Origin of the sequence: Flavobacterium ginsengiterrae (genome assembly GCF_039539785.1) — a bacterium.
Taxonomy (GTDB): Bacteria; Bacteroidota; Bacteroidia; order Flavobacteriales; family Flavobacteriaceae; genus Flavobacterium; species Flavobacterium ginsengiterrae.
Window position 1 is genome coordinate 825,242 of record NZ_BAABDU010000004.1, and the last position, 23,771, is coordinate 849,012.

General features: G+C 33.6%; 27 protein-coding genes. 15 read left to right on the forward strand and 12 right to left on the reverse strand.

What is annotated here, in order from left to right:
- The first annotated feature begins 105 nt into the window (after nt 1-105).
- The 6 genes from ABD859_RS14100 (at nt 106) to ABD859_RS14125 (ending at nt 6,649) form a co-directional block, all read left to right on the forward strand.
- On the forward strand, nt 106-1,326 hold the full coding sequence (locus ABD859_RS14100; RefSeq protein WP_345145257.1) for an OprO/OprP family phosphate-selective porin: 1,221 nt from the start codon (nt 106-108) through the stop codon (nt 1,324-1,326).
- An 85-nt stretch (nt 1,327-1,411) separates the two neighbouring features.
- Nucleotides 1,412-2,356 (forward strand): DUF6515 family protein, encoded by a 945-nt coding sequence (locus ABD859_RS14105; RefSeq protein WP_345145258.1) that lies wholly within the window; start codon nt 1,412-1,414, stop codon nt 2,354-2,356.
- Between the two features lie 95 nt (nt 2,357-2,451).
- Nucleotides 2,452-3,591, forward strand: a complete 1,140-nt coding sequence (locus tag ABD859_RS14110; RefSeq protein ID WP_345145259.1) for a formylglycine-generating enzyme family protein — start codon at nt 2,452-2,454, stop codon at nt 3,589-3,591.
- Between the two features lie 188 nt (nt 3,592-3,779).
- Complete coding sequence (locus ABD859_RS14115; protein ID WP_345145260.1) at nt 3,780-4,676, forward strand: hypothetical protein; 897 nt, start codon at nt 3,780-3,782, stop codon at nt 4,674-4,676.
- A gap of 109 nt (nt 4,677-4,785) precedes the next feature.
- Nucleotides 4,786-6,063, forward strand: a complete 1,278-nt coding sequence (gene pepT / locus ABD859_RS14120; protein ID WP_345145261.1) for a peptidase T — start codon at nt 4,786-4,788, stop codon at nt 6,061-6,063.
- Nucleotide 6,064: 1 nt separating this feature from the next.
- Nucleotides 6,065-6,649 (forward strand): YdeI/OmpD-associated family protein, encoded by a 585-nt coding sequence (locus ABD859_RS14125; RefSeq protein ID WP_345145262.1) that lies wholly within the window; start codon nt 6,065-6,067, stop codon nt 6,647-6,649.
- Nucleotides 6,650-7,054: 405 nt separating this feature from the next.
- Here ABD859_RS14125 and yajC read toward each other — a convergent pair whose 3' ends face one another.
- From yajC to ABD859_RS14140, 3 genes are all read right to left on the reverse strand, one after another.
- The gene (yajC, locus tag ABD859_RS14130) at nt 7,055-7,330 is read right to left on the reverse strand and encodes a preprotein translocase subunit YajC (protein WP_012024270.1); all 276 of its coding nucleotides are present in this window, start codon (nt 7,328-7,330) and stop codon (nt 7,055-7,057) included.
- A gap of 76 nt (nt 7,331-7,406) precedes the next feature.
- Nucleotides 7,407-8,318, reverse strand: coding sequence for a transcription antitermination factor NusB (gene nusB / locus ABD859_RS14135; protein WP_345145263.1), 912 nt, complete (start codon nt 8,316-8,318; stop codon nt 7,407-7,409).
- A 240-nt stretch (nt 8,319-8,558) separates the two neighbouring features.
- Nucleotides 8,559-9,665, reverse strand: a complete 1,107-nt coding sequence (locus ABD859_RS14140) for a Glu/Leu/Phe/Val family dehydrogenase (protein ID WP_345145264.1) — start codon at nt 9,663-9,665, stop codon at nt 8,559-8,561.
- A gap of 205 nt (nt 9,666-9,870) precedes the next feature.
- On the opposite strand from ABD859_RS14140, the gene ABD859_RS14145 reads away from it, so the two are divergent.
- From ABD859_RS14145 to ABD859_RS14160, 4 genes are all read left to right on the forward strand, one after another.
- A complete protein-coding gene (locus tag ABD859_RS14145; RefSeq protein ID WP_345145265.1) occupies nt 9,871-11,649 on the forward strand; it encodes an ABC transporter ATP-binding protein in 1,779 nt (592 codons plus the stop codon).
- A gap of 68 nt (nt 11,650-11,717) precedes the next feature.
- The gene (locus ABD859_RS14150; RefSeq protein ID WP_044047683.1) at nt 11,718-12,086 is read left to right on the forward strand and encodes a PUR family DNA/RNA-binding protein; all 369 of its coding nucleotides are present in this window, start codon (nt 11,718-11,720) and stop codon (nt 12,084-12,086) included.
- Nucleotides 12,087-12,222: 136 nt separating this feature from the next.
- Nucleotides 12,223-13,053 carry an alpha/beta hydrolase gene (locus ABD859_RS14155; protein WP_345145266.1) on the forward strand — a complete coding sequence of 277 codons (831 nt, stop codon included), beginning with the start codon at nt 12,223-12,225 and terminating at the stop codon, nt 13,051-13,053.
- A gap of 17 nt (nt 13,054-13,070) precedes the next feature.
- Complete coding sequence (locus ABD859_RS14160; RefSeq protein WP_345145267.1) at nt 13,071-13,616, forward strand: RBBP9/YdeN family alpha/beta hydrolase; 546 nt, start codon at nt 13,071-13,073, stop codon at nt 13,614-13,616.
- 66 nt (nt 13,617-13,682) lie between these two features.
- On the opposite strand, the gene ABD859_RS14165 is transcribed toward ABD859_RS14160, so the two are convergent.
- Nucleotides 13,683-14,018, reverse strand: a complete 336-nt coding sequence (locus ABD859_RS14165) for a tRNA-binding protein (RefSeq protein ID WP_345145268.1) — start codon at nt 14,016-14,018, stop codon at nt 13,683-13,685.
- 127 nt (nt 14,019-14,145) lie between these two features.
- Here ABD859_RS14165 and ABD859_RS14170 point away from each other — a divergent pair, with 127 nt between their 5' ends.
- The 3 genes from ABD859_RS14170 to ABD859_RS14180 all read left to right on the forward strand — a co-directional run bounded on the left by ABD859_RS14170 (nt 14,146) and on the right by ABD859_RS14180 (nt 16,518).
- Nucleotides 14,146-15,039, forward strand: coding sequence for an alpha/beta fold hydrolase (locus ABD859_RS14170; RefSeq protein WP_345145269.1), 894 nt, complete (start codon nt 14,146-14,148; stop codon nt 15,037-15,039).
- Nucleotides 15,040-15,177: 138 nt separating this feature from the next.
- Entirely contained in the window at nt 15,178-15,732 is a 555-nt protein-coding gene (locus ABD859_RS14175; RefSeq protein WP_345145270.1) for a thioredoxin family protein, read from the forward strand.
- 390 nt (nt 15,733-16,122) lie between these two features.
- The gene (locus ABD859_RS14180) at nt 16,123-16,518 is read left to right on the forward strand and encodes a GreA/GreB family elongation factor (protein WP_345145271.1); all 396 of its coding nucleotides are present in this window, start codon (nt 16,123-16,125) and stop codon (nt 16,516-16,518) included.
- 104 nt (nt 16,519-16,622) lie between these two features.
- Here ABD859_RS14180 and ABD859_RS14185 read toward each other — a convergent pair whose 3' ends face one another.
- The 4 genes from ABD859_RS14185 to ABD859_RS14200 form a co-directional block, all read right to left on the reverse strand.
- Complete coding sequence (locus tag ABD859_RS14185) at nt 16,623-16,931, reverse strand: cytochrome c (RefSeq protein WP_345145272.1); 309 nt, start codon at nt 16,929-16,931, stop codon at nt 16,623-16,625.
- 101 nt (nt 16,932-17,032) lie between these two features.
- Nucleotides 17,033-17,965 (reverse strand): peptidylprolyl isomerase, encoded by a 933-nt coding sequence (locus tag ABD859_RS14190; RefSeq protein ID WP_345145273.1) that lies wholly within the window; start codon nt 17,963-17,965, stop codon nt 17,033-17,035.
- Nucleotides 17,966-18,008: 43 nt separating this feature from the next.
- Complete coding sequence (locus tag ABD859_RS14195; RefSeq protein ID WP_345145274.1) at nt 18,009-19,175, reverse strand: MFS transporter; 1,167 nt, start codon at nt 19,173-19,175, stop codon at nt 18,009-18,011.
- Between the two features lie 100 nt (nt 19,176-19,275).
- Nucleotides 19,276-19,605 (reverse strand): winged helix-turn-helix transcriptional regulator, encoded by a 330-nt coding sequence (locus ABD859_RS14200; RefSeq protein WP_345145275.1) that lies wholly within the window; start codon nt 19,603-19,605, stop codon nt 19,276-19,278.
- 112 nt (nt 19,606-19,717) lie between these two features.
- Between ABD859_RS14200 and ABD859_RS14205 the strand changes: the two genes are divergently transcribed.
- Complete coding sequence (locus ABD859_RS14205; RefSeq protein ID WP_345145276.1) at nt 19,718-20,452, forward strand: SDR family oxidoreductase; 735 nt, start codon at nt 19,718-19,720, stop codon at nt 20,450-20,452.
- 49 nt (nt 20,453-20,501) lie between these two features.
- On the opposite strand, the gene ABD859_RS14210 is transcribed toward ABD859_RS14205, so the two are convergent.
- From ABD859_RS14210 to ABD859_RS14225, 4 genes are all read right to left on the reverse strand, one after another.
- Nucleotides 20,502-20,846 (reverse strand): cupin domain-containing protein, encoded by a 345-nt coding sequence (locus ABD859_RS14210; protein WP_345145277.1) that lies wholly within the window; start codon nt 20,844-20,846, stop codon nt 20,502-20,504.
- A 50-nt stretch (nt 20,847-20,896) separates the two neighbouring features.
- Nucleotides 20,897-21,769 (reverse strand): sugar phosphate isomerase/epimerase family protein, encoded by an 873-nt coding sequence (locus ABD859_RS14215; protein ID WP_345145278.1) that lies wholly within the window; start codon nt 21,767-21,769, stop codon nt 20,897-20,899.
- 24 nt (nt 21,770-21,793) lie between these two features.
- Nucleotides 21,794-22,336: an NADPH-dependent FMN reductase gene (locus ABD859_RS14220; protein WP_345145279.1), complete on the reverse strand. Its 543-nt coding sequence runs from the start codon at nt 22,334-22,336 to the stop codon at nt 21,794-21,796.
- Between the two features lie 100 nt (nt 22,337-22,436).
- Nucleotides 22,437-22,802 (reverse strand): hypothetical protein, encoded by a 366-nt coding sequence (locus tag ABD859_RS14225; protein WP_345145280.1) that lies wholly within the window; start codon nt 22,800-22,802, stop codon nt 22,437-22,439.
- Between the two features lie 276 nt (nt 22,803-23,078).
- Here ABD859_RS14225 and trmD point away from each other — a divergent pair, with 276 nt between their 5' ends.
- Nucleotides 23,079-23,759, forward strand: a complete 681-nt coding sequence (trmD, locus tag ABD859_RS14230) for a tRNA (guanosine(37)-N1)-methyltransferase TrmD (RefSeq protein WP_345145281.1) — start codon at nt 23,079-23,081, stop codon at nt 23,757-23,759.
- The last annotated feature ends 12 nt before the right edge of the window (nt 23,760-23,771 follow it).

Sequence of the window (23,771 nt, forward strand, 5' to 3'; positions counted from 1 at the left end):
ATTCAAACCTTATAAACACCTCATTAGAATGCATATAAACTAATTTTGAAGTGTTCAGTTTCCAATCCTATTTCGCATTAAATAATTTCATACAAACCGGCGGATATGTACAAGACAGATAAATACATTTATACTTCAAAAAATCTTCTGACTGTAATATTGCTTCTAATTGGTTTTATAGGATTAGCGCAGCAGGAAAAAGATACCTCAAAAATTATGAATGTCCGTTATGGAGAAAAAGGAATAGAACTGCGAACAAGAGATAATAAGTTTTTGTTTCAGCTGCAAAGCCGTCTGCAGTTTCGGTTTTCGACGCCTTACGATGCAGATCCTTTAACGTATGATGATTACAGTCAGGATGCGCAGACAACTTTTAAAATAAACAGAGCAAGATTAAAAATTGGCGGTCATGCCTTTGAACCTTGGTTGAAATATTATTGGGAATACGAATTAAGCCAATCTAATTTACTGGATTTTAGAATTATGATTGAAAAATGGGAATGGTTGAGTTTTAAAGTCGGTCAATGGAAAACCGAATTTACGCGCGAACGTTACATTAGCAGCGGCGAACAGCAAATGGTGGAGCGGTCTTTAATTAACCGCCCATTTACCGTTGACCGACAGCTGGGAGTCGAAGTTTACGGGCATTTAAAAGGAAACGGCATTGCTGATTTTAATTACTGGTTTGCCGCTTTAACCGGAACCGGACGTGGCAGCACCGCCAACGACGATGGAAATTTAATGTATTTTGGAAGGGCACAATGGAATTTTTTGGGCAGATTTCTTGATTTTGAAGGCTGTGATTTAGAATTTCACGAAAAACCAACTCCCATTATTGCCTTTTCGGCTATCACAAACCGAAGCCCTTACACTCGGTTTTCGCAGGCAGGAGGCGGTTCTTTAGATGGTTTTGAAAATGGAGCTCCAGGGCAATACCGTGTAAATCAATGGAATTTTGAAACCGCCTTTATGTTCAAAGGATTTTCATGGCAGAGCGAATGGCATACAAAACAAATTATCGATAAACTCAACAATGATCAAACCACTACATTAAAAGGATATTATGTTCAGGCTGGGTATTTTTTTCATAACATTTTTGACTGGTGGCCTAAACATCTTGAAATGGCAGGAAGACATGCCGCTTACAGACCGGATAATTCTATACGGCAAAACAGGCAGGACGAATCTACTCTGGCTTTTAACTGGTTCTTTAAAGGTCATAAAAACAAATTAACTTCAGAAGTAAGTTATTTTAGTTTTGAAGACAAAACACTTCCTCTCGAACAAGGATGGCGCTTTAGAATTCAGTGGGACATTTCGCTATAAAAACGCCTGAACCAGAAATACATACTTCATTTTTACATACAAGTTCTTTTTTTTAATAACTTTATTACAACTTAAAACACTGAAAATGAAAAACATAAACAAAACAATAAGAAAAGCTGCCCTAGTATGTTTAGTCGGATCGTTTTTTTTGATTTCAATTGACAGCTTAGCACAACGCCGTGTGGGCGGCGGCGGAGGCGGTGTTCACAGACCAAGCGGTGGCACACAAAGACCTGCCGTAAACAGACCTTCTAATCAAACTCGCCCGGCAACGAGACCTGCGACAACCAGACCAGGATCTAACGGATCCGGAACAAAGATTACAAGACCTGCAAATACTTCAAACACAAGAATTAATAATAGAACTAATAGCGGAACACGAAATTCTAACAACACCATAAATTCCGGAAACCGAAATACCAATATCAGCGGCAATACCAGAAATGTTGACAGAAGCCGTGATATTACCATTAACAATAATCGCAATACGGTGGTAAGAAGAAATACAGTTGTATACGCACGCCCGCCTTATGTTTATGGAGGTTATAGATACCATGCTTACAATCCTTATTTTTTTCATCCTTATACTCCATTTTATTACGGACCTGTATGGCATCCGTGGGGATTTTTTGTGGCCACTCTGGCGGTTACAGCAATTGTGGTTAGTGTAGAAAGTACTCAGTATCATTACGATCAAGGCGTTTGGTATGCACCTTCAAATGGCGGTTATACAGCGGTGCCGGCACCAGTAGGCGGCACGGTGAATAATATTCCAAGCGGTGCACAGACTGTAAATACGGGCACTGTAAACAATTATTACTACGGAGGAACGTACTATGAAAAAGATGGAAGTTCATACAAAGTTGTTCCGCCTACAGCTGGAACTATTGTTGACAATTTACCCGAAGGCGGTGAAGAAGTAACTATAGGCAATGTGAAATATGTAAAATTTGGCGAAACCTATTATCAGCCTATTCAAGTAGATGGAAAAAACAAATACGAAGTTGTTCTGGTTGAGAAAGATAGTTAATTTTATTAAATCTATAAAATTACTATAGTATTAAAACTAATTTTCATACTTTTAACCCTTATATTGACAACCATTAGCCGTTAAAAACCATAACCATGAAAAATAAAACCTTTTGGATTTTTGCCTTACTAACATTATCCATTATTTCAATCGCTTACAGTTATACTCGATTTCGATTTACAAATAAAGAACAAAAAACAATCGCTGAATGTCACGATGTTCCCAAAACAGGTGAAGCATCAGCATTTTTGCCTACTGTAGAAAATAAGAAAAAACCAGCCGGTAAAGCTCCAAAGGATATGGTTTGGATTCCCGGAGGTGAATTTTCTATGGGAAGTAATGTAGAAGACGAAAGTTTATGCAGCTTGTCTGGCGTAACAAAAGATGCCGCTCCTATTCATCGCGTGTATGTTGATGGATATTACATGGATAAAACCGAAGTAACCAACGAAGAGTTTGAAAAATTTGTAAAAGCAACCGGCTACATTACCGTTGCTGAACAAAAACCAACAAAAGAAGAATTTCCAACAGCTGCTGAAGAGGATTTAATTACAGGCTCTGTAATATTTACGCCTACTCCAACCGCAGTAAACCTTAATAATTTTTTACAATGGTGGTCTTATGTAGGCGGTGCAGACTGGAAACATCCGCTGGGACCGCAAAGTTCTATAAAAGGAAAAGAAAAATATCCTGTTGTACATATTACTTATGAAGATGCCGAAGCTTATGCAAAATGGGCAGGAAAAAGACTTCCTACCGAAGCTGAATGGGAATTTGCCGCAAGAGGAGGAAAAACAGGAGAAATTTATGCCTGGGGAAATGTTTTAAAACCTAACGGAAAATTTCAGGCTAATATTTATCAGGGGCACTTCCCTATTAAAGACGGAGACACTGGCGAAGACGGTTACAAAGGCATTGCTCCCGTTGCTCAATATTCACCAAATGCTTATGGTTTGTATGATGTTGCCGGAAATGTTTGGGAATGGACAAGTGATTGGTATAGCGTAGATTATTATAAATCATTAAAAGAAAGTGGAAATGTTGCCAAAAACCCGCAAGGGCCTAATGCTTATAATGATCCAAAAGATCCAACTCAAATAAAACGAGTGCACCGTGGAGGATCTTTTCTATGTACAGACCAATACTGCACCAGATATATGGTTGGAACAAGAGGAAAAGGCGAAATCAGATCTGCCGCCAATCATCTTGGTTTTAGATGTGTTAAAAGTATATAGCAGATTCAAAACATTAAAAACGCATTTAACCACAAAATCAGAACATTATATCAACAAAAAAACATTTAATTTCTAAAAAAAACAGGAAACTATACACAAAGTAGCTTCCTGTTTTTTAAATTCAGGTATAAAGATCAAATTAAAAAGTAGGAAAAATTTACTAATTTTACTAAAAAAAATATCAATAAATGATACCTGAAAATTTAACCGATTTTTTATATTGGGTAAAAGAACAAACAGAATTATTCTGGAGCATTGACCCAGAAACTTCAGACAATGATTTTGTCTGTGAAGATTGGGCTTACAATGCGAAATGGATTGGGCTTACAGAAGAACAAATTCAAAATGTAGAAAAAAAATACAATATAAATTTCACACCAGAACATAAAGAGTTTTTAAAAACACTACACACAATTGACCGAAAAGAAGTAATTGAGTATACAGATACCCCTGATGAAGATCCAGAAATAAAAACCGAAGAGGTTCCTTTTTTCTATAATTGGCTGGAAGACGAAAAAGAGATAAACGAAAGATTTAAATGGCCCTATAAAACAATACTTGAAGATGTTTTAGGCAGAAATAAAGTCTGGCTAAAATCTTGGGGTAAAAGACCAAATTCTACAGAAGAAATAGAAAACATCTTTAGGGATTGGTACAATAAAACACCATCTTTAATCCCCTTAATATATCATAGATATTTGGTTAGTGACACAAACCTCGAATACAGACCTGTACTTTCAATTTGCGGATCAGATACTATTGTATACGGATGGGATTTAAGAACTTATCTTTTAAGAGAACTTAAAGATCATTTAAATATACAAGTTTTAGTTTATAACGAAGAAGACAAAGATTATTATCCAGAATTAAAAGAAGAAGCATCATTAATTCTTAAAAATGATTGTGCATTTAACGAAAATAAACAAATTCCTTACTTACAGGAGATGATATTAATCTGGAATTCCGGCTGGTCAAGTTTTGGATTAAAATATCCCGGTGAAGAAGACAATGCAGCACATCCAATCATGAAAACTTATTATGAGGATGAAGAAGATAACCAACAAAAAACATTTACAACCTTCTAATATTTGTATAGCAGAAAACGGTTGACAGCAAAAACAGCTATTCTAATTCTATAGAAAAGCTAAATTATTCAGCAGGAAAAATGTCTATATTTGCTAAAAATAAAAAGAAATGCAACATATCATAGATCGTTTTATCAGTTATGTAACAATTGATACAGAATCAGATCCAAATTCACAAACCACACCAAGTACAGAAAAACAATGGAATCTTGCCAATAAATTAGTCGAAGAACTTAAAACAATAGGCTTATCAGATGTGACAATAGATGACAAAGCTTACATCATGGCAACTCTCCCAAGTAATGTCGATCACGAAGTACCAACAATTGGTTTTGTTTCTCATTTTGATACTTCGCCAGATTTTAGCGGAGCGAATGTAAAACCTCAAATCGTTGAAAATTATGATGGAAAAGACATTGTTTTAAATGCCGAAAAAAACATCATTTTATCTCCTGATTACTTCAAGGATTTATTACAATATAAAGGACAGACTATTATTACAACCGACGGAACAACTCTTTTAGGTGCCGATGATAAAGCCGGAATTACCGAAATTGTTTCGGCAATGGAATATTTAATTCAGCATCCGGAAATTAAACACGGAAAAATCAGAATTGGTTTTACTCCTGATGAAGAAATCGGACGCGGCGCGCATCATTTTGATGTTGAAAAATTTGGCGCTCAATGGGCTTATACAATGGACGGAAGCCAGATTGGCGAATTAGAATATGAAAATTTTAATGCTGCAGGAGCTAAAATCACCTTTAAAGGAAAAAGCGTTCACCCTGGTTATGCCAAAGGAAAAATGATTAATTCTATGCTTTTAGCAAACGAATTTATAAACGAACTTCCAAAAGGAGAAACACCTCAGGAAACAAAAGGTTACGAAGGTTTTTTTCATGTTCACCATATTAAAGGAAATATCGAAGAAACTGTTTTGGAACTGATTATCCGCGATCATAACAAGAAAAAGTTTGAAAAAAGAAAAGAACTTATTCATAAAATAGCCAAACAATTCAATAAGAAATTTGCAAAGAAATTTGGCGAAGACATTGTAACGGCTCAAGTAAAAGACCAATATTACAATATGAAAGAAAAGGTGCTTCCTGTAAAACATATTGTAGATATTGCCGAAAAAGCAATGCGCGAACTGAATATTAAACCTATCATAAAACCTATTCGCGGCGGTACAGACGGTTCTCAATTATCGTTTATGGGATTGCCTTGTCCAAATATTTTTGCCGGAGGACATAATTTCCACGGAAAATACGAATATGTTCCCGCAGAAAGTATCCAGAAAGCAACTGATGTTATTGTAAAAATTGCAGAATTAACTGCTGTTCCGGGAATTTTTGACGTACAAGAAAAACCTAAAAGAAAAAGATAATTTGGAAACCTCCGAAAATAAAGGAATCTGGAAATACGGCAGCCAATGGGAAGAAGAATTACTTCTCCTAAAAGCTATCATAGATAAAACTGAACTGGTTGAAACCCAAAAATGGGGCGGTCCGGTTTATGTCTATGAAAAGAAAAACGTAATAGGTTTAGGAGGTTTTAAAGATTATTTTGCCATTTGGTTTTTCAACGGCGTTTTCCTGAAAGATGAGAAAAAGAAATTAGTAAATGCACAGGAAGAAGTTACAAAATCACTTCGTCAATGGCGTTTTAAATCGAAAGAAGAAATAGACGAAAAGCTTATTTTAGAATATATCTTAGAAGCTATCGAAAATGAAAAACAGGGAAAAGTCATTAAACCAGCAAAAAAGGAAGCGATAGTTTCTGAACTTCTAGAAAAAGAAATGATTCAAAACCCGGCATTAAAAGAAGCTTTTCAAAAATTCTCTCCTTATAAACAATATGAGTTTTTAGAATATATTGAAAGTGCCAAACAGGAAAAAACTAAACTTTCGAGAATTGAAAAAGTCATTCCGATGATTTTAGGGAATGTGGGATTGAATGATAAATATCGATAAATCAAATTCCATATTTTTAAAATTCCAAATTCCAATACTGCTGCCATTATGCAAGCTGTTGAAGAATTTTTAACGCAGAGATCGCAAAGTTTTTTTGAGGAGGCAATGTCCGCAAAGTTAGGTCGTAGAGACGCACCGCAGTACGTCTAACGCAAAGATTAACGATTTTCTATAAAAACCTTTGTCAAAGTTTAAAACTTTGACAAAGGTTTTTTTCTACACAAAGTATTGTCATTGCGAGGAACGAAACAACCACACTGATCAAGTTCGTCAAAAACATCCAGAATGAGATTGCTTCGTTCCTCGCAAAGACATACAATGCGATTATTTAAACAAAAAAATCCCAAATTCCACATCAAAATTGGAATTTGGGATTTTTTTGTTTTATTGGAATTTAAAAAAAGCTTAAGCTTTTTTATTCAAAGCAGCGCTTAATTCTAAAGAAATTGCAGAACGCTCTAATTTTAATTTTCCTGACATAGTTTCAATAACAACAGTAGTTTCTGCTAATTCAGCAATTTTACCGTGAAATCCACTTTTTGTAACTATTTTATCACCTACTTTTAGGCTGCTTTCAAATTCTTTTTCGTTTTTAGCTCTTTTTTGCTGTGGTCTGATCATGAAAAAATAGATTACCACAAACATTAAAAGAAAAGGTGCAAATTGAGATAATTGTCCCATAATTAAATTCTGTTTTTGATTTATATTAATTTCTTTTTTGGAATTTCGAATTTACTAATTGGAATTTTAGCTTTAATTACATTAATCCTCTTCCGGCTTTCACCATTTTTTTGCTGGCTTCAAGCTCTTTTACAAGATTATCTAAAATTCCGTTGATAAAAATACTACTTTTAGGTGTAGAATACTCTTTTGCAATTTCTAAATATTCGTTAAGAGTTACTTTTACCGGAATTGAAGGAAATTTCAGGAATTCGCAAATTGCCATTTTCAGGATAATTGTATCAATTTCCGCAATTCTTTCGCTGTCCCAGTTTGGCGTTTTATCGTCGTATTCTTTTGCTAAAGCCGTTTCATTTAAAATCGTTTTTCTAAATAAATCTTTTGCAAAATCCTTATCTTCTACATCTTTATACAATTTAGGAACTCTAAATTCGTCTGGATTATCGCTCTTAATTGCTTTTAATTGCTTAATGATATGTGTATTTACAACCGGAATATCATCAACCCATGTTAATTTATCATCCTCTAAATACTCATATAATTTTTCGTTTGGTACAATAACTTCCTGAAACAAATCAGCAATAAACTGTTTATCTTCTTCAAACGTATTTACGTTGTTCGACATGTATTTTTTGTAGATATCGCTCGCTTTAATATCATTTAAAAGCAAAATAATATAATCGTCATTTAAAGACCAGTTATTGATCTTACGATTTTCTAAAGCAATACTAAGGGAATTACTTTCGGCAAGAAGCTGAAAGACTTTGTTCTTGATGAACTTTTCGTTCGGATTACGTTCTGCAGGAGTTGCAAGATGTTTTTTACTTGAAAGATGCAAGAATACAGATTCTTTTTTGCAAATTTCAATCAATGAAGAAAGCATTGTAAGATATAAATCCTGAATATTATCAATACTATAGAAAAGAAATTTTTCTTCTTTTTCCATATTATCAGAACCGCTTTGATGCATTGCATAAATGGACTGCATTACTTTAATGCGTATGTGTCTTCTATTTACCACCTCGTAAGAACATTTAAAAATTAGTCTGCAAAAGTATAACTTTTATACGTATTTTAAAATTATTTCGTAAAAAAGTCTTTGTTTCAGTGTTCAGTATTCAGTATTTAATAATCAGTTGAGTTCAAACATAAAAAAATCTCAGTTTTCAGATTAACTGAAAACTGAGATTATACCTGAACACTAAAAAAGTGAACACAAAAATACTAATTACTTAGCCGCGTTTTCGATTTTTCTTTGATCGATACGGTTTTGAGCAATTGTAAGTGCTGCTTTGTGTGTAGTAATTCCGTTTTTTGCAGCAAAATCGATAATTTCTAAAGTTGTATTATAGATATTTTCGGTTTTTGCCATGATTTCGTCTTTACCATAATGCGCTAATTCAGCATAAACATTGATAATTCCTCCGGCATTGATTAAGAAATCAGGAGCATATAAAATACCTCTTTCCTGTAATCTTGCACCGTGAACATTTTCATCTGCCAATTGGTTATTTGCTGCTCCGGCAATAACTTTAGCTTTTATTTTTTCGATTGTATTATCGTTGATTGTTGCTCCCATTGCACATGGCGCATAAATATCCACATCGGCAGTATATAAATCTTCACCTGTGTAAATTGTCGCATTGTATTTTGAAGCCGCCTGATATAATTTTTCTTCATTAATATCAGTAATCGTAACGATTGCTCCTTCTTTAGTTAAGTAATCAACTAAAGTTTCACCCACGTGTCCAATTCCCTGAACCAAAACTTTTTTACCTTCTAAAACATCAGAACCAAACTGACTTTTAGCAGCCGCTTTCATTCCTAAATAAACTCCGTAAGCTGTAACAGGTGAAGGGTTTCCAGAACCTCCTCTTTCTTCAGAGATTCCTGTAACATAAGGCGTAACATCTCTTACAGTGTCCATGTCTTTAGTTTCCATTCCAACATCTTCTGCTGTAATATATCTTCCGCTTAAAGAGTGAACAAATTCACCAAACTTACGCATTAATTCAGGCGTTTTTTGTGTTTTTGCATCTCCAATAATTACCGCTTTTCCACCGCCAATATTTAAACCGGTAATAGCTGATTTATAAGTCATACCTCTGGAAAGACGCAGTACATCGTTCAACGCTTCCCATTCAGTATTATAATTCCACATTCTTGTGCCCCCTAAGGCTGGTCCCATAACCGAATTATGAATACCAATAATTGCTTTTAAACCTGTATCTTTGTCATTGCAAAATACAATTTGTTCGTGATCATCAAAAGATAACTGACCAAAAACGGGATCCATTTTTTGAAGTTCCTTTCCAGTTGCGAAAGCTGCATTCATAGTGTTAAGTTTAATTTGTTTAGAAATTATGAATTCGTCAAAAAGACAATCCAAACATAAACAAAAAATACACATGTGCTAATTTTTTATCTTTAAAATAACAATTTTACAATATAATTGTTTTGATTAAATTGCAATTTATTATAATTTTAATTAATAATAATTCATAAATTTAAATCAATTCAATATCGAATTTCTTAAAAAAATGAAAGAATTAAGCTATTTAAACAAATATTTCATCAAATATAAATACAGTTTTTCCTTCGGTATTTTAATCACCATAATCGCACAAATTTTCTTTTTATTTACTCCAAAACTGGTAAGCCATTCTTTTGATGTAATAGAGAAATTTCTAAAATTATCAAAAGCCGATCAAAAATCTTCTATCATAGTAAACTTTTACGGGCAGGATTTAATTCATAACATCCTCTTAATCATTGGCAGTGCAATTATTGGAGGTTTCCTGACCTTTTTAATGAGACAGACATTAATCGTAATGTCACGCCATATTGAGTTTGATTTAAAAAATGAAGTTTTTAAACAATACGAAACGCTTTCGCAAAATTTCTACAAACAAAACCGCACCGGAGATTTAATGAACCGAATCAGCGAAGACGTTTCAAAAGTCCGCATGTATGTAGGTCCTGCAGTAATGTACACCATAAATACAGTAATACGTTTTGCGATCGTTATACTATATATGTATAATGTTTCGCCTTTGCTTACCTTATATACTATTCTGCCGCTGCCTATTTTATCGTACTGTATTTTTAAACTAAGTTCAGAAATCAATAAACGAAGCACAACTTTTCAGCAGTATCTTTCAAAAGTTTCCAGTTTTACGCAGGAAATATTTTCGGGTATCAGAGTAATAAAAGCATATTCTTTAGAAAATCAACATCAAAATAATATGGTTGATCTTTCTGAAGAAAGCAAACGCAAAAGTTTAGATCTTGCCAAAGTTCAATCCCTGTTTGGCCCTTTAATGATTGCTCTTATCGGAATTAGTAATTTAGTTGTAATTTATTTTGGAGGCATGATGTACATAAACGGTTCTATTAAGAATATTGGAACGATTGCCGAATTTATTTTATACGTTAATATGCTTACCTGGCCGGTTGCTTCTCTTGGATGGGTTTCATCTATGGTTCAGGAAGCCGAAGCTTCTCAAAAACGATTAAATGAGTTTTTAAAAATTGAAACCGAAATTAAAAACAACAATTCCGGCTCATCAGATATTCAAGGAGAAATTGCTTTTGAAAACGTTAGTTATACTTATAATGATACAAATATCGAAGCCTTAAAAAATGTTTCTTTTACAGTAAAAAAAGGAGAAACTCTGGCTATTTTGGGAAAAACCGGGTCTGGAAAATCGACTATTTTATCACTCATTTCTCGTTTGTATGATGTTACCGAAGGAAAAATTACGATTGATAAAAACGAAATCAGCAGTTTAAACTTATTCGATTTAAGAAACAGTATTGGAATTGTTCCTCAGGACGCTTTTTTATTTTCTGATACGATTAAAAACAACATCAAATTCGGCAACCAAAATGCTACAGACGAGCAGGTAATTGAAGCCGCTAAAAATGCTGTTGTTCACGACAATATTATAGCTTTTAACAAACAGTACGATACAATTTTAGGAGAACGAGGCATAACGCTTTCAGGAGGACAAAAACAGCGTGTATCGATTGCAAGAGCTATTATTAAAAATCCGGCCATTTTACTTTTTGACGATTGTTTGTCTGCAGTTGATACTGAAACCGAAGAAACTATCCTAAACAATTTATTCGAGTTTTGTAAAGATAAAACTACAATAATTGTCAGTCATCGAGTTTCTTCGGCTAAAAATGCCGACAAAATTATCATTCTTGAAGATGGTAAGATTATTCAACAAGGTTCTCATAATCAATTAATAAATCAGGAAGGCTATTATGCGTCGTTATATTTAAAACAACTTTCGGAAAAAGAATTACTTTAAATGTTGCGTAATAGATAATTTTTTATGATTTTTGAGTACTATTAATTCCAAAAATGATAGAACGTATTATGAGAGAAAATGACATGTTAGAAAAAGAAGAGATTTTTTCTAAAGTATTACGAGCAGGAAGAAGAACTTATTTCTTTGATGTGAGAGCTACTAAAGCTGATGACTATTACATTACCATTACCGAAAGCAAAAAGTTTACTGAAGAAGATGGTTCTTTTCATTTTAAAAAACACAAAATTTATTTATACAAAGAAGATTTTAGTGCTTTTGCCGAAATATTAGAAGAAATGACTTCATACGTTTTGAACCACAAAGGCGAAGAAGTAATTTCTGAAAGACACCAAAAAGATTTTAAAAAAGAATACAGCTCTGATAAAGCAGAAACGCACAGATCAAGCTTTACTGATATAGATTTTGACGATATTTAATCTCAATACATCTAAAATATACAAGTCCAATATGTAACCCATTTTGGACTTTTTTTTATCTTTAAATTCTATAATTTTAGTCGAAGATCATTTAAATTTCGGATCTTAGACTTTTGCTACATTAAATTATTTTAAAATGAAAAAATTACTCTTTATACTCAGCTTCTTATTTTTTGCAATTACACTATCTGCCCAAAAACCTGATTACGAAACAAAATCAAACATTCAGTATTACGCTGCAGCAGTTAATAAGTCTGACAGTTATATTAACGAAAGATGCGTTCTTGATATTTACTACCCAAAGAATACAAAAGGTTTTGCAACAATCGTTTGGTTTCATGGCGGTGGCTTAACCGGTGGAAATAAAGAAATTCCGGAAGCTTTAAAAAATAAAGGTTTTGCCATAATTGGAGTAAACTACAGATTATCGCCAAAAGCAAAAGCAGCAAAAGCAATTGAAGACGCAGCAGCAGCAGTAAGCTGGGCTTTTAATAATATAAGTAATTACGGCGGCGACCCGTCTTCTATTTTTGTATCAGGGCATTCTGCCGGTGGTTATTTAGGCGCTATGATTGGTTTAGATAAAAAATGGCTCCAAAAAGAAGGAATTGATGCCAATAGAATCGCCGGACTTATTCCGTTCAGCGCCCAATGCATCACCCATTTTGAAATTAGACGAGAAAACGGAATTCCTGAAAAACAGCCAACAATCGATTCTTTTGCTCCTTTATATCATGTTCGTGCCGACGCACCGCCTCTTTTATTAATTACCGGAGACCGTGAATTCGAAATGCTGGGTCGATATGAAGAAAATGCTTATTTGGCCAGAATGATGAAACTCGTTGGACATACACAGACAAAACTTTATGAATTAGACGGCTATAATCACGGAATGACTGAACCTGCTTTTCCTTTACTAGTAAATGAAGTCAACCGAATTTTAAAAGAAAAACAACCTAAAAAATAAACAAAATATCCACGGCAATGGAGACACAACTATTAATTTTACCGGGATTAGGAAATTCCGGTGAAAAACACTGGCAGACCTTTTGGCATGAAAAGTTTAAAAATTCAATTCGTGTCGTTCAGGACAACTGGGACGAACCTGTACGCGAAGATTGGATTGCACGCTTAAATGAAGAAGTCGCAAAACTTGAAAATCCCACTATTTTAGTAGCGCATAGTCTTGCAGTTTCTTTGGTTTTACATTGGGCAGAAACGAATTCAAATAAAAATATTATCGGCGCTCTGCTGGTTGCTCCCGCCGATGTAGATTCGCCGGACCATACTCCGGATATTATTAGAAATTTTGCACCAATGCCGCTTTATAAATTACCTTTTCCGTCAATAGTTGTTGCCAGCGAAAATGATCCTTATGCTTTATTTGAAAGAAAACAGCTTTTTGCCGAAAAATGGGGAAGCGATTTTGTAAACGTTGGCAAACAAGGACACATCAATTCTGATTCTGATTTAAAATATTGGGAAGAAGGCCAGTTAATTTTACAAAAATTGATTAATAAGATTCAGTAGAAGTGGTCAGTAATCAGTTTTTTAGTAGTCAGTTATTCTGAACACTAAAAAACTGAACACTAAATCCTACCCTATCCTAAGTCCATTTTCAATTTTAAAATCGGGAGCCAGTAAAATTACATCTCCCTCCTCACCTACAGCGCCAAGAACAAGACATTCACTCATAAATTTTCCAATTTGTTTTTTAGGAAAATTTACAACCGCTACAATCTGACGGCTTATTAAATCTTCTTTTTTATAACGCTTTGTAATTTGTGCTGATGATTTTCGAATGCCAATTTCAGCACCAAAATCTATTGTTAATTGATATGCAGGTTTTCTGGCTTCAGGAAAATCATTTACTTCAACAATTGTTCCCACACGCATATCGGTTCTTTCAAATTCATTCCAGGTTAAATCCATTTTTAAAATTGTTTATTACAAACCTATAAATTTTGTAATGAATGACTCTAATTCTATAACCTGTTTTTTCTAACATCATTTAATTTTATGATACAGGTTTAGTAACTAATTAGTAAAAAATATAAAAATGGAAAATAGTATAATCAATACAAATCCAACTCTAAAAGATCTGGATTTTGATATTCATCAGTTAAACACCGATAAATACATCGAAACAGCAAAAAATGTAAAACTATATGTAAAGGATTACGGAAAAGGAAAACCTGTTATTTTAATTCACGGATGGCCTCTTTCTAATGAAATGTGGGAGTATCAAATTGAATTTTTAGTTAAAAATAATTACAGGGTAATTGCGTACGACCGCCGTGGTTTTGGAAAATCATCTCAGCCTTGGGACGGATATGACTACGATACCTTAACTGATGATTTAAGCGAAATTATTGAACAGTTAGAGTTAGAAAATGTAACTCTGGTAGGATTTTCAATGGGTGGCGGCGAAGTGGTTCGTTATTTTAGCAGACATCAGGGAAAAGGAGTTACAAAAGCAGCTTTAATTTCATCTATAATTCCATTTTTATTAAAAACCGAAGATAATCCGGAAGGACGTCCAAAAGAAAAAAGTGAAGCAACAGCAGCTTCAATAAATGAGGACCGAATTGGTTTTTTGGATAACTTTGGTAAAATATTTTTTGGTGTCAATATAATCAACAAACCTCTAAGTACACCATTATTAGAATATTACAGAAATCTATGTTCTGTGGCATCGCCAAGAGCAACATTGCAATGCGCAGAATCATTAAATACGACTGATTTTAGAGATGAACTTCACACTATTAATGTTCCTACTTTAATCATTCATGGAGATGATGATAAAAATGTACCTATTGAAGTGAGCTCAGAAAAAACTGCTAAAGCTGTTAAAAACAACACTTTTATAGTTTATGAAGGCGCACCTCACGGTCTGTTTTACACTGAAAAAGACAGATTAAACAAAGACTTACTTGAATTTTTAAATTCATAAAACATATTGTTCCGCAGATTTTACTGATTTTTAGAATTAATTCTTATCCGTGAAATCTGCGTTTTAAAAAACAATTTTTCTTGTGATCTTTTATTTACAGAATTTTAAAGTTATTTTTGAAAATTAATTTCTGTAAAAATGGCAAGAACTCCTTCAAATATGGTTCCGCTGGGAACAATTGCTCCTGAATTTTATCTAAAAGATACAAATTCAAACAATACCTATTCGTTTGACGATTTAAAAGGATCAAAGGGAACATTGGTTATTTTTATGTGCAACCACTGCCCTTTTGTGCTTCATGTTATTAACGAAATCGTGATGATTGCAAACGATTATCGTGTTCAGGGATTAGGGATTGTGGCAATTTCGAGCAATGATATTGTAAAATATCCGGAAGATTCTCCAGAATTAATGACCGATTTTTCCTTACAGTATAAAATCGATTTTCCGTATTTATTTGATGAAACACAGGAAATTGCCAAAGCTTATGATGCTGCCTGCACTCCTGATTTTTATTTATTTGATAATCAGGATCGATTATTTTACAGAGGTCAACTGGACGATTCCAGACCCGGAAACGGAATTCCATTAAGCGGTACCGATTTAAGAAACGCTATTGATGCTTTAATTTATAATCGTACTTTAAACGAAATCCAAAAGCCTAGTATTGGCTGTAATATCAAATGGAAATAAAGATTTGTAAGCATTTAAAAAAGTTTACTATCTTTGCAAAACAAATCAACATTACTCATTGTGAGCACTATAACAATATTTACAGTTTCTGCTTTGCTGTTTTCTTTTACAAGAAGGCCGCTTTCTGCTGTATTTATTCCACATAGTAAGGCCTTTATTAATTAGGCCTCCGTCTATTTCACTTTTCTTCTTTCAGGCGGAGGATTTACATCAGTTTAAACATTTACGTATTTGACAAAAATCAATTTTGGGCAAATATTTTTTGTTTTTCCTAATACATATTTTCATCTGCAGTCCTATTTCTAACAGGCTGGGAGAAAAAGCTCGTTTTAAAAAACATAAAAGAAGAAAAATCATTCAAAATTTTACAACAATAAATTCAATATAGATATGAAACCAACACCCACATTCTCAAAAACAGATTATCAGTTCCTGAGAGAATTGATTTTAAAAAGTAAAAATTCAACCAATACAAAAGAAGCCAATCAGCTTTCGCAGGAATTAGACCGCGCTGTAATAAGTAAAGAAAGCGATTTAGATAACTCAGTAATACGTATTAACTCTTTCGTTACTATTGAAGACGTAAAGGCAAACAAACAAATGAAAATTCAAATTGTTTTACCTTCGGCTGCAGATGTAAAGCAAAGCAAAATCTCGATTCTGGCGCCCTTAAGCGTTGCCATAATTGGTTTTAAAGAAAACGATGAAGTAGACTGGGAACTGCCGGCGGGTATCAAAACTTTAAAAATTATAGCAGTAGATAATTCGGCTGTACATCATTCTTAACTATCTAAACACCTCATTTTGTGAAGGTGTTTTTTTTATATCTATTTGAATTGAAAATAAAAAACCTGTTCAGTTTTTGAACAGGTTTTTTTTTGAAATACAAATTATAACTGCGAATGTATATAATTGGTTATCGAAGCCATTTTTACATCATCCAGCTTTGCTTTCTTCTGCATACGAACTAAAATTGGCTGCCATTCTTCTTTGCTGAATTTTGTTGGTTCATATAGTTTATGACATTTAGCACAACTATTCTCGTATAGATTTTTACCCTCAGCCAGTTCTGGTGTTAATTCTACAGCCGGTGCAGTTTCTACAGCTGCCGGTGCAGAAGCCACAGCCGTTGATTTTGTCGAACCGCAGGCCGCTAAAAGTACAGCTGCAAATGCGATACTTAATATTCTTAATTTCATCTTTGTTTTTTTATTAGTTTTTCAAGTAAATATAAAAAAAATCCCATTCGGCAGCCGAATGGGATTCTTATTTAAAACAACTTTAAATTGCTTCTATATTCTTATTTTACGTCCATTAATTCAACGTCAAAAATCAAAGTTGCGTGTGGAGGAATAACTCCTCCAGCTCCAGATGGACCATAAGCTAAATCAGAAGGAATTACAAAACGAGCTTTGTCTCCAACTTGCAATAAAGCAATACCTTCGTCCCATCCTTCGATAACCTGACCAATTCCTAATTTAAATTCGATTGGTTTTTTACGTGGGTAAGATGAATCAAAAACTTTTCCGTTTTCTAAAGATCCTTCGTAGTGTACAGAAACTGTTTTTCCAGCTTCAGCTCTTTTACCTTCACCTTTTTGGATCATTTTGTAACGTAAACCGCTTTCCGTTCTGTCGAAACCAGCTGCTAGTTGTTCCATTTTTGCTTCAGATTCAGCTTTTAAAGCAGCTTCTCTTTTCATACGAGCACCTTTTAAACCAATAAAAGATTCAATAGCATTCCATTTTTGAGCTTCTTCACCAACTCTGATGATTTCTACAGATTCTAAAGCATCACCTTGAGCAACAGCATCAACAATTTCCTGTCCTTCAACAACGTGCCCAAAAACAGTGTGTTTTCCGTCTAACCAAGGAGTTGGAACGTGAGTAATAAAAAACTGGGAACCGTTTGTTCCAGGCCCAGAATTTGCCATAGATAAAACTCCAGGACGATCGTGTTTTAAACTTGGTACAAATTCGTCATCAAATTTATATCCAGGATCTCCAGTTCCTGTTCCTTTAGGACATCCACCCTGAATCATGAAATCAGCAATAACTCTGTGGAAATTTAAACCATCATAGAATTTTTGTCCTTGAGGTTTTATTTTATTTTCCATATTTCCTTCTGCAAGAGCAACAAAGTTCCCTACAGTTCCAGGCGTTAAATCATGTGTAAGTTTTACTAAAATCGCACCTTTACTAGTATTGAATTTAGCGTATATTCCGTTTTCCATTGTTGTTATTTTTTAATTGAACGCAAATTTACAAATTAATTTCTTAATCAATTTGCGCTTTCTGTTTTTTAGTCCCGATGCGTCGGGGTGATTTGTAAGTAAGTCCGTAAACGGTTAAAGAAAGCAGTGACAAAACCATACAGCCAATAGTTACAGCCTGCCATCCGCCTAGTTTCCACAACAATAATCCGTATGCCGATCCAGCTGCTGTTCCCAAAAAGCTAAAAGACATAAATACTGTATTTAATCTGTTTCTGGCTTCCGGCAAAAGAGAATAAACTCTTGTTTGATTTGAGATATGAACACCCTGAATTCCTATATCAATAAATACAATTCCTATAGCTACACCAATTACACTTTCTATTGAAAAATAAAAAATTAAAAAGCTTATCAATATTAATAAACAGCCATAGCCCACTGCAATTCTAGAATTTCCTTTATCTCCAATTTTCCCAACCAGAGGCGCTGCTAAAGCTCCTGAAGCTCCCACAATTCCAAATAATCCAATCGTCGCGCTGTTAAAATGGAATGGTTCTCCTGAAAGCAGTAAAACCATTGTAGTCCAAAAAGCTCCAAACTGAGCAAAACTGAAAACATTGATTGCCGTAGCTTCACGCAAAACTGGCTGCGTTTTAATCAGTGTAAATAAAGACTTAATCAACTGTCCGTAAGTTCCTTGAAACTGTGGTTTATTGACAGGAAATTTACTTTGGATAACAAAAAAGATTAAAAGACAAATTCCGGCTGCGATAAAAAACATCGATCTCCAGCCTAAAACCTGACCAATAAATCCGCTTAAGGTTCTGGATAATAATATTCCAACCAAAAGTCCGCTCATAATCGTTCCAACAACTTTTCCGCGTTGTTCCGGCGCACTTAACGAAGCCGCTAACGGCAGAATAAGCTGAGGCACAATAGATGTGATTCCGATTAATAAAGATGCGATTTGTAAAACCAGAAAGCTTTTTGCCGTGGCTGCAATTAATAATGCAATTACGGTGGCAAAAGTGGTCATTAAAATCTGCCTTTTTCGTTCTATTTTATCTCCTAACGGAACCATAAAAAACAAACCAATTGCGTAACCTGCCTGAGTAAGGTATGTTATTGTTCCGGCGCTGGCTTCGGGAATTTTAAATTCGTTTGCGATTAAGACAATCAAAGGCTGGCAGTAGTAAAGATTTGCAACTATAAGTCCAGTGCAAACTGCCATAAAAAGTACATTTGTTTTGGATAAATTCATGCTGCAAAAATACCGATCTATATTCAATCTAAACTTAATAAAATAGTATTTATTTTTAGAAGTAAGCAGGTTATAAATTATTGATACTCCATTGCATTATTTGTTCTAAAACTTCAGACAACGATTTGCCTTTTTCTGTAAGACTATATTCTACTTTTGGAGGTACAACTGGGTATGTTACCCTTTTTAGAATATTTTCATCTTCCAAACTTTTTAATTGTTGAGACAGCATTTTTTGGGTTATTCCTGCAATTCCTTTATCTAATTCATTAAAGCGCATTGTTCCATTTTTCAATAACAACCACACAATTACAGGTTTCCATTTACCGCCAATTTTATCCATGAATGTTGTTATAGGGCATTCGTTAGCGTTATCATATTTTTTTTCAATTTTATTCATATTACAATCAATTGATTTTCAGCAATTATTTCCAAAAGGTAAGTGTCTCACTTTTTAGTAAGTACTTGTGACAAATATAGTTATAAATTAATTTTGTAAGAAAATAAACAATATGAAGAAAAAAATTATTATTACAGGCGGAACAACTGGAATTGGTTTTGCTTGTGCATCGTATCTTTTAAAAAATGGTTATGAAGTAATTATTACGGGAAAATCAGAAAAAAATTTAAAAAATGCGATTGAAAAATTAGACAATAAAGTTGCAGGATATTTATGCGATATTTCAGATTTAGCAGCAATAGATGAATTCGTAAATTCAATTAAAGAGAAGTTTGGAAAAATTGATGGTGTGTTTATAAATGCAGGTATTTTTAAATCTGTAAGTTTCGAAAATACTACTGAAGAATTATTTGATGAAACATTAAATACTAACTTTAAAGGATCCTTTTTTACAATCCAGAAGTTTATTCCTATACTTAACAATCCAGCTAGTATTGTCTTAAACACATCGATTGTTGTTGACAAAGCTTTTTTAAATACAAGTATTTATACTGCCAGTAAAGCAGCATTAGAAAGCATTTGTAAAGTGTTGAATCTTGAATTGGCTTCAAAAGGAATTAGAATAAACATAATAAGCCCCGGAGTTACAGAAAGTCCAATTCAGCAGAAATCCGGGATGACAGACGAAGCAATAAAAGATTTATTACATCATTTTTCTAGTACTTCACCTCTTGGCCGAATTGTAAAACCTGATGATATTGCTCCCATTTTAGAGTTTTTAGTTTCTGAAAAATCTATAGTTTTAAGAAATGAAAAAATTATAGTCGACGGAGGAAGTACATTGTAAGTTAAAAAAATTTTAAGCAGTTTTTCTTTATTCAAAACTGCTTAAAATATTAGAGAAAATCTTCTCTTGCCGGGCTGAAAACATCTGTAAGCATTCCGGTTTCTAAACAGACAACACCATGAACTGCATGAGGCGGAATGTAAAAACTGTCTCCTTCTTTTAGAGTTTGGGTTACACCGCTGATTGTAACATCAAATTTACCGCTTGCTACATAAGTAACCTGTGAATGATAATGATCGTGCAAAACGCCGATTCCTCCTTTTTCAAAATGTACATTTACAAGCATTACTCTTTCATCAAAAGCCAGGATTTTGCGTTTAATACCTTCTCCTACAACTTCCCACTCTATTTCGTCGCCTTTTATAAATTCTTTGCTTGTTCCAATATTCTGCATAACTTTCAAAATTGATTTTTACAAAAATAAAACTTTTTGATGATTTGATTTTACAGCAATTCTTTTGAAATAAAATCGCAGCTTGTTTTTATTGACTGAAAAGAATCTCTAGCAAAATTATTTTCCTGTTCTACAAAAAAATGAACCATTCCGGATTGTTTCGCTTCTTTAAAAAAGGGCTTAAAATCGATTAATCCAGATCCAACTTCGGTATTTAATGCCTGGTTTTTTTTATCCATATCTTTAACATGCCACATTTTAAAACGTCCTGAATTCTCTTTAAATAATTGTAACGGATCGTTTCCTGAACGCACAACCCAATATAAATCTAATTCAAAATACACCAGATTTTTATCGGTTTCTTTTAATAGAATTTCATAACCCGTGATGCCATTATATTTTTGAAATTCAAAATCATGATTATGATAGGCTAATTTTAAACCTGCATCGGCACACATTTTAGCAGCCTGATTTAAACGTAGGGCAATCTTTTTATAATCATCAATATTTTTTCTAAAAGGTTCATCGATCCATGGAACGGTCAGGAATTCGCTTTTAAGAATCTTTGCAGCTTCAATTGCCGCAATAAGTTCTGATGTATTTCCATCATATAAATAACTTCCCAGATTATAATGTCCGCTTACCGCTTTTAAATTATTATCATCAAGAATCTTTTTTAAATCTTTTGGCGACAATCCCCAAAACTGATCTTTTATTGAAAAACCATACGTTTCAACCGCAGTATATCCCGAAGCAGCAACTTTTTCTAAAGTCTGTTTTACATTTTTGGGAAGTTCTTCTCTTAAAGTATATAACTGCAAACCAATTTCTTTTTTATCCATAGAAAATGCTAATGATGGTAAAGCCAAAACAGCCGTTGCTGCCAGACTTGTATTGATTAAAAAATTTCGTCTTGTGATCATATTGACATCATAAATTTCAGAATACTAATCTAATAAAAATTTATTCTCAAAATTATGTATGAAGTTTTGAAGTGCTTCTTCTGTTTCTTTGTTTGTAATTTTTCCGTCAGCATCTACTTTTCCCCGAATTCCCTGAATCAGTAATTGTGTGGTATCATCAAAATCAGCTTCCAGGGTTTTCATGATCAATAAAAGCTGTTCATGCCCCATTTCTCCAGATGCCGAAGCGGTTATTAATCCTGTTTTTTTATCCAAAAAAATAGTCGTAGAAACAAACCATTCTAAAGCATTTTTTAAACTTCCCGGTAAGCTGAATACATATTCCGGTGTGCATATTATTACACCATCGGCACTGTTTATTTTATTTCTTAAAATCGTAATTTCCTGTGGCGGATTTTCGGTATCTAAATCTGGATTAAAATGCGGAATCGTATCCAGTTCTTCAAATATTTCTACTTCAAAATCAGTTTTAATATGATTTGAAATATATTTTAGAATTTTATAATTGCTGGAATTTTTTCTTGTACTGCCTGTTATGGCTAAAATTTTGGTTGTTTTTGAAGGCATATTCAGATTTCAAAAGGTATTAAATAATTCCTTAAAAATAAACTTTTCCTTACAATCAACTTCAAATTTTTTAATAAAAAAGTCCCATGAAGGACTTTATCTATTTTGCGGTTAACAAATTCATCCCTGCGATTTTTTGAGAATCAACTGCCTGAGGAGGATAATTTTGTTTTTCTTTTCGTGTAGAAGTTACTTTACCGTCTTTATTTACATATATATAATTGTAGTTCCAATAATTTTGACCTGCTATTTTTGGTCCATCAGAGTGGTCTAAATTTACAAAAACCTGATCAGCATAAACCAAAATTTCACCATCTTGATTATCTGGCAATGTTCTTACTGGAGCGCCCCATGTGGTAATTAGTTTTGATTTTGTTTCTCCTGCTGCTACTTCCATAGTATTTTTTGAACCTGAGCATGAAACATGAAGAATAAATATAGCGGTAATAAGTAGTATCTTTTTCATAGAATTAGTTTTTTGGATTGACTTAATTTCTAATCGTTAGTAATTAGATAATGTAATGATATTTAAAAATAGTAAATATTTATTTACATAATTTAATTCCAATGTTATATAATTATCATTTAACACACTGAAAACAAACACATTGAACAATACACAATTATTCTTATTAATCGTTTTAATTTATTGTTTTAATTTCGAATTTTTCGCGTTTTGATTTTTTTTAGAATGCCAATTATTAACTTGTATCTTTGCATTCTAGAATAATTACAGAAAAAAATGCGAATTGACATTATAACGATTTTGCCGGAATTATTAAAAAGTCCGTTTGAGGCTTCGATTATGAAACGTGCTATCGACAAAGGTTTAGTAGAAGTACATTTTCATAATTTACGCGATTATACAACCAACAAACAAAAAAGCGTCGATGATTATCAGTTTGGCGGAGGCGCCGGAATGGTAATGATGGTTCAGCCTATTGATGACTGTATAACGCATTTAAAAAGCCAGCGCGAATACGATGAAATAATTTACATGTCTCCCGATGGTGAAACGTTAAACCAAAAAATGGCCAATAAAATGTCGATGTATGAAAACATCATTATTTTGTGCGGTCATTATAAAGGTGTCGATCAGCGCGTTAGAGATCATTTTATTACTAAAGAAATTTCTATTGGCGATTATGTTTTATCTGGCGGTGAATTAGGAGCTTTAGTTCTGTCTGATGCTTTAATTCGTTTAATTCCGGGTGTTTTAAGTGACGAAACTTCGGCATTAACAGACAGCTTTCAGGATAATTTACTTTCTGGACCTATATATACAAGACCTGCCGATTACAAAGGATGGAAAGTTCCAGAAGTTTTAACAAGCGGACACGCAGCTAGAATCGAAAAGTGGCGTGAAGATGCAGCATACGAACATACTAAAAACAGACGTCCGGATTTGCTGGACGAGAAATAGTTTTCAGTTTAC

Excerpts from the sequence above, each read along its gene's own strand:
- ABD859_RS14185 (WP_345145272.1), bottom strand. The coding sequence starts at position 16,931 with ATGAAATTAAGAATATTAAGTATCGCATTTGCAGCTGTACTTTTAGCG.
- ABD859_RS14190 (WP_345145273.1), bottom strand. The coding sequence starts at position 17,965 with ATGGAAAACGGAATATACGCTAAATTCAATACTAGTAAAGGTGCGATT.
- ABD859_RS14140 (WP_345145264.1), bottom strand. The coding sequence starts at position 9,665 with ATGAATGCAGCTTTCGCAACTGGAAAGGAACTTCAAAAAATGGATCCC.
- ABD859_RS14225 (WP_345145280.1), bottom strand. The coding sequence starts at position 22,802 with ATGAAAAAGATACTACTTATTACCGCTATATTTATTCTTCATGTTTCA.
- ABD859_RS14170 (WP_345145269.1), top strand. The coding sequence starts at position 14,146 with ATGGAAAATAGTATAATCAATACAAATCCAACTCTAAAAGATCTGGAT.
- ABD859_RS14110 (WP_345145259.1), top strand. The coding sequence starts at position 2,452 with ATGAAAAATAAAACCTTTTGGATTTTTGCCTTACTAACATTATCCATT.
- ABD859_RS14150 (WP_044047683.1), top strand. The coding sequence starts at position 11,718 with ATGAGAGAAAATGACATGTTAGAAAAAGAAGAGATTTTTTCTAAAGTA.
- nusB (WP_345145263.1), bottom strand. The coding sequence starts at position 8,318 with ATGCAGTCCATTTATGCAATGCATCAAAGCGGTTCTGATAATATGGAA.
- ABD859_RS14115 (WP_345145260.1), top strand. The coding sequence starts at position 3,780 with ATGATACCTGAAAATTTAACCGATTTTTTATATTGGGTAAAAGAACAA.
- ABD859_RS14155 (WP_345145266.1), top strand. The coding sequence starts at position 12,223 with ATGAAAAAATTACTCTTTATACTCAGCTTCTTATTTTTTGCAATTACA.
- ABD859_RS14180 (WP_345145271.1), top strand. The coding sequence starts at position 16,123 with ATGAAACCAACACCCACATTCTCAAAAACAGATTATCAGTTCCTGAGA.
- ABD859_RS14165 (WP_345145268.1), bottom strand. The coding sequence starts at position 14,018 with ATGGATTTAACCTGGAATGAATTTGAAAGAACCGATATGCGTGTGGGA.
- ABD859_RS14200 (WP_345145275.1), bottom strand. The coding sequence starts at position 19,605 with ATGAATAAAATTGAAAAAAAATATGATAACGCTAACGAATGCCCTATA.
- ABD859_RS14220 (WP_345145279.1), bottom strand. The coding sequence starts at position 22,336 with ATGCCTTCAAAAACAACCAAAATTTTAGCCATAACAGGCAGTACAAGA.
- ABD859_RS14100 (WP_345145257.1), top strand. The coding sequence starts at position 106 with ATGTACAAGACAGATAAATACATTTATACTTCAAAAAATCTTCTGACT.
- ABD859_RS14175 (WP_345145270.1), top strand. The coding sequence starts at position 15,178 with ATGGCAAGAACTCCTTCAAATATGGTTCCGCTGGGAACAATTGCTCCT.
- ABD859_RS14105 (WP_345145258.1), top strand. The coding sequence starts at position 1,412 with ATGAAAAACATAAACAAAACAATAAGAAAAGCTGCCCTAGTATGTTTA.
- ABD859_RS14195 (WP_345145274.1), bottom strand. The coding sequence starts at position 19,175 with ATGGCAGTTTGCACTGGACTTATAGTTGCAAATCTTTACTACTGCCAG.
- ABD859_RS14160 (WP_345145267.1), top strand. The coding sequence starts at position 13,071 with ATGGAGACACAACTATTAATTTTACCGGGATTAGGAAATTCCGGTGAA.
- yajC (WP_012024270.1), bottom strand. The coding sequence starts at position 7,330 with ATGGGACAATTATCTCAATTTGCACCTTTTCTTTTAATGTTTGTGGTA.
- pepT (WP_345145261.1), top strand. The coding sequence starts at position 4,786 with ATGCAACATATCATAGATCGTTTTATCAGTTATGTAACAATTGATACA.
- ABD859_RS14215 (WP_345145278.1), bottom strand. The coding sequence starts at position 21,769 with ATGATCACAAGACGAAATTTTTTAATCAATACAAGTCTGGCAGCAACG.
- ABD859_RS14145 (WP_345145265.1), top strand. The coding sequence starts at position 9,871 with ATGAAAGAATTAAGCTATTTAAACAAATATTTCATCAAATATAAATAC.
- trmD (WP_345145281.1), top strand. The coding sequence starts at position 23,079 with ATGCGAATTGACATTATAACGATTTTGCCGGAATTATTAAAAAGTCCG.
- ABD859_RS14205 (WP_345145276.1), top strand. The coding sequence starts at position 19,718 with ATGAAGAAAAAAATTATTATTACAGGCGGAACAACTGGAATTGGTTTT.
- ABD859_RS14210 (WP_345145277.1), bottom strand. The coding sequence starts at position 20,846 with ATGCAGAATATTGGAACAAGCAAAGAATTTATAAAAGGCGACGAAATA.